Genomic DNA, 3,140 nt, shown 5'->3' on the forward strand with positions numbered 1-3,140 from the left:
GACCCCACCCGGCCACGAGCGGCCCCGCGGCGGCGGGCCGGGCGGTGGCACACCTGAGCGGGAAAACGGCGCCACGCCCGCGCCGCATCCCGTGCACGACGAGCCGGTGTCACGTGTCGCCGGCGTCAGTTCCTCGGGGCTGCCCGTGCGGAAGCGCAGAGCGCCTCAGCAGTGGCCCGCCGCGGGCAAGCGGGAGGGCGCGGACCAGCGCCCGGCAGCCGGCGCTCCGCGGCCCTCGCCCCGCCGCCGGGACTCCCGACAGGTCTCCGACGTGCTGGCGGCCTACGCCCAGGGGATCAACCGGAGCACGAACCACCGGGGGCGTTCCGCCCCGGACGACAACACCGAACGGACCGAGAAATGACCACCTCCTCCGACCTGAGCTGGATCCTGAGCGATTTCGCCGGGCGTCTCCCGGAAGTCACCCAGGCGGTAGCCGTGTCCGTGGACGGACTCGCGCTGGCGTACACCGGTGTGGAACGGGACGACGCCGAGCGGCTGGCCGCCATCGCGTCCGGCGTCGTCAACCTGCTGTCCGCGGCGGCCCAGTTGACCAACACCGACCCCGTGGAGCACAGTCTCACCGCGATGGAGGGCGGCTACATGTTCTCGATGGCCGTCTCCAGCGGCGCCTCACTCCTCGTCACCACCACCAGGGACGCGGACATCGGTGAGGTCAGCTACATGATGTCCGAACTGATCAACCAGGTCGGCGACTCGCTGTCTCCCCAGGTCCGCGATCCGAACCTGCCGCCCCTTCGCTGACCGCCGGTCCGGTCGCCTCCCGCCCCCGCGCCGCTCGCCGGTCGGGTCTCCCCCGGGCGGCGGCCGCCCGCCGTGCCCGTCCCGACCGGCGTTCCCGACGCTCCTGCCCCCGACACTGTGATGAGAGCCCCCATGTTCTTCGCCCTATCCACCCCCCGCCCCCGCCGCCGCAGACTCCGGCCGGCCGGCGCTGCCGCCCTCGCCCTCGGCCTGGCGGCCGTCACCGGTTGCAGCGGCGACAGCGGCGCCGACGACGACACCGTGAAGATCGGTCTGGTGGCCTCCCTGTCGGGCACCTACGAGCCGGTCGGCACGGAGCTGCGGGACGGCTTCAAGCTGTATCTGGAGACCCACGGCAACAAGCTGGGCGGCCGCGAGGTCGAGCTCATCGTGGCGGACGAGGGCGACGGCCCGCCGACCGCCGTGCCGGCGGCCACCAAGCTGGTCAAGAAGGACAAGGTCGACGTGCTGACGGGCCTCGTCGGCGGCGGCTCGGTCAACGCGGTGCTGCCGTTGGTCCAGCAGGCCAAGATCCCCTTCCTGGGGTCGAACGCCCGGCCGCCGGTCAAGGACATCGAATACGTGTGGACGACGAGCTTCCTGTCCGACGAGCCGGGCCGTGCCATCGCCCCGTACATCAAGGACAAGGTTGACGGGCCCGTCTACGCGATCGGCCCCGACTACCAGGGCGGCCACGACGAACTGCGCGGCTTCACCGACGAGTTCAAGCGGGTCAAGGGGAAGCTCGCCAACCCGGACGGCAAGACCACCTGGACGCCGTTCCCGAAGACGACCAACTTCATGCCGTACTTCGCGGAGATCGCCAAGACGGACGCCAAGGCGGTGTACTGCTTCTACGCCGGCAAGGCCGCGATCGACTTCGCCAAGCAGTACGCCCAGTCGGACATCGCCGATCTGCCGCTGTACACGGCCTTCGTCACCGAGGGCAGCGTTCTCCAGGCCCAGGGCGCCGCGGCGAAGGACATCTACTCCGTCCTGAACTACGCGGCCGACCTCGACAACGAGGCGAACCGCACGTTCGCCGCCGACTGGACCGCGGAGCACGACACGCAGCCCACCACCTACGCGATGGCGTCGTACGACGCGGCCGCCGTACTGGACAAGGCGATCGCCGACGCGGCGAAGGACGGCGACGTGACGTCACAGACCATCAACAAGGCCATCGCGGGGCTTGGCCAGATCGACAGCCCGCGCGGCGCCTGGGAGTTCGGCGACAAGGCCCACTCGCCGGTACAGACCTGGTATCTGCGCCAGGTGCGGCCGGACGGCGCCCAGTTGGCCAACGTCATGGTCCAGGACCTGGCGACGCTCGGCAGCTGACATGGATCTCCTCGATGCCCACCTCATACCGGCGGTGGACGGAGTGGCCTTCGGCCTGCTGCTGTTCGTGGTCGCCGCCGGCCTGAGCCTCGCCTTCGGCACGGCGGGAGTGCTGAATCTGTCGCACGGCACGCTGTACGCGATCGGCGCCTACACGGGGGCCGAGCTGAGCGACGGGACCTGGGGCGGTCTCGCCCTCGGCCTGGCCGCCGGAACCGCGGCGGCGTGCGTCGCCGGGGTGGGGCTGTCCGCCGCGACGGCTCCGCTGGCGCGGCGTGGGCATCTCGCGCAGGCGCTGCTGACGTTCGGGCTCGCCCTGATCGGCGGTGATCTGCTCATCCAGCTCTTCGGGGCGGACGAACTGCCCGTACGCGTCCCCGAGGCGCTCGACTCCTCGGTGATGCTGCTGGGGCACCGCTACCCCGCCTACCGGCTCTGCTTCATCGTGATGGCCGTGCTGCTCGCGGCGTTCGGGACCTGGGTGCTGACCCGGACCCGTATGGGTGCGGCGGTACGGGCCTCCGCCGACGATCCGCAGATGCTCGCGGCCACCGGACACAGCCCCCGGGCGGTGCACACCGGTGTCCTCGCGGCGGCGGGCGCGCTGGCCGGGGCGGCGGGCGTGCTCGGGGCGCCGATCATCGGCCCCGGCCCCGGTACGTCCGAGAACGTGCTGATGCTGTCCCTCGTGGTGGTCGTGCTCGGCGGGCTGCGCTCGCTGTGGGCGACCTTCTTCGCGGCGATCGCGGTGGGCGAGGTGCAGACGGTGGGCGTCTCGCTGACGCCCGATCTGGCGCCGTATCTGCTCTTCGCCGCGATGGCCGCGGTGCTGGTGCTGCGCTCCCGCTTCGCGGAGCCGGCGACGGCACACGGACCCGAGGGCCCCGCCCCGGATCCGGTCGCCCGGCTCCGGAGTCAGCTGGCCGGCCGTCTGCGACGACGGCCGCGCGGGACGCCCCGGACGCCGGGAGCGGCAGAGGCGTCAGGGACAGCAGAGGCGTCGCGGCCAGGCCGGGCCGCGGAGGCGTCCGGGG

The 3,140-nt window shown here is 72.2% G+C and carries 3 protein-coding genes and 1 pseudogene; all 4 read left to right on the top strand.

Annotation, left to right across the window (positions count from 1 at the left end):
* A pseudogene (locus CR470_RS36915) lies at window positions 1-364 on the top strand (histidine kinase); the annotation flags it as partial.
* The gene (locus tag CR470_RS36920) at window positions 361-765 is read left to right on the top strand and encodes a roadblock/LC7 domain-containing protein (protein WP_097872068.1); all 405 of its coding nucleotides are present in this window, start codon (window positions 361-363) and stop codon (window positions 763-765) included. The pseudogene CR470_RS36915 and the gene CR470_RS36920, both read left to right, overlap by 4 nt.
* A gap of 132 nt (window positions 766-897) precedes the next feature.
* The gene (locus CR470_RS36925) at window positions 898-2,106 is read left to right on the top strand and encodes an ABC transporter substrate-binding protein (RefSeq protein ID WP_097872070.1); all 1,209 of its coding nucleotides are present in this window, start codon (window positions 898-900) and stop codon (window positions 2,104-2,106) included.
* Window position 2,107: 1 nt separating this feature from the next.
* Window positions 2,108-3,140, top strand: a 1,033-nt coding sequence (locus CR470_RS36930) for a branched-chain amino acid ABC transporter permease (protein ID WP_257139054.1), incomplete at its 3' end; no start/stop codon positions are given.

Source organism: Streptomyces sp. rh34, from assembly GCF_002551245.1.
Classification (GTDB): Bacteria; Actinomycetota; Actinomycetes; order Streptomycetales; family Streptomycetaceae; genus Streptomyces.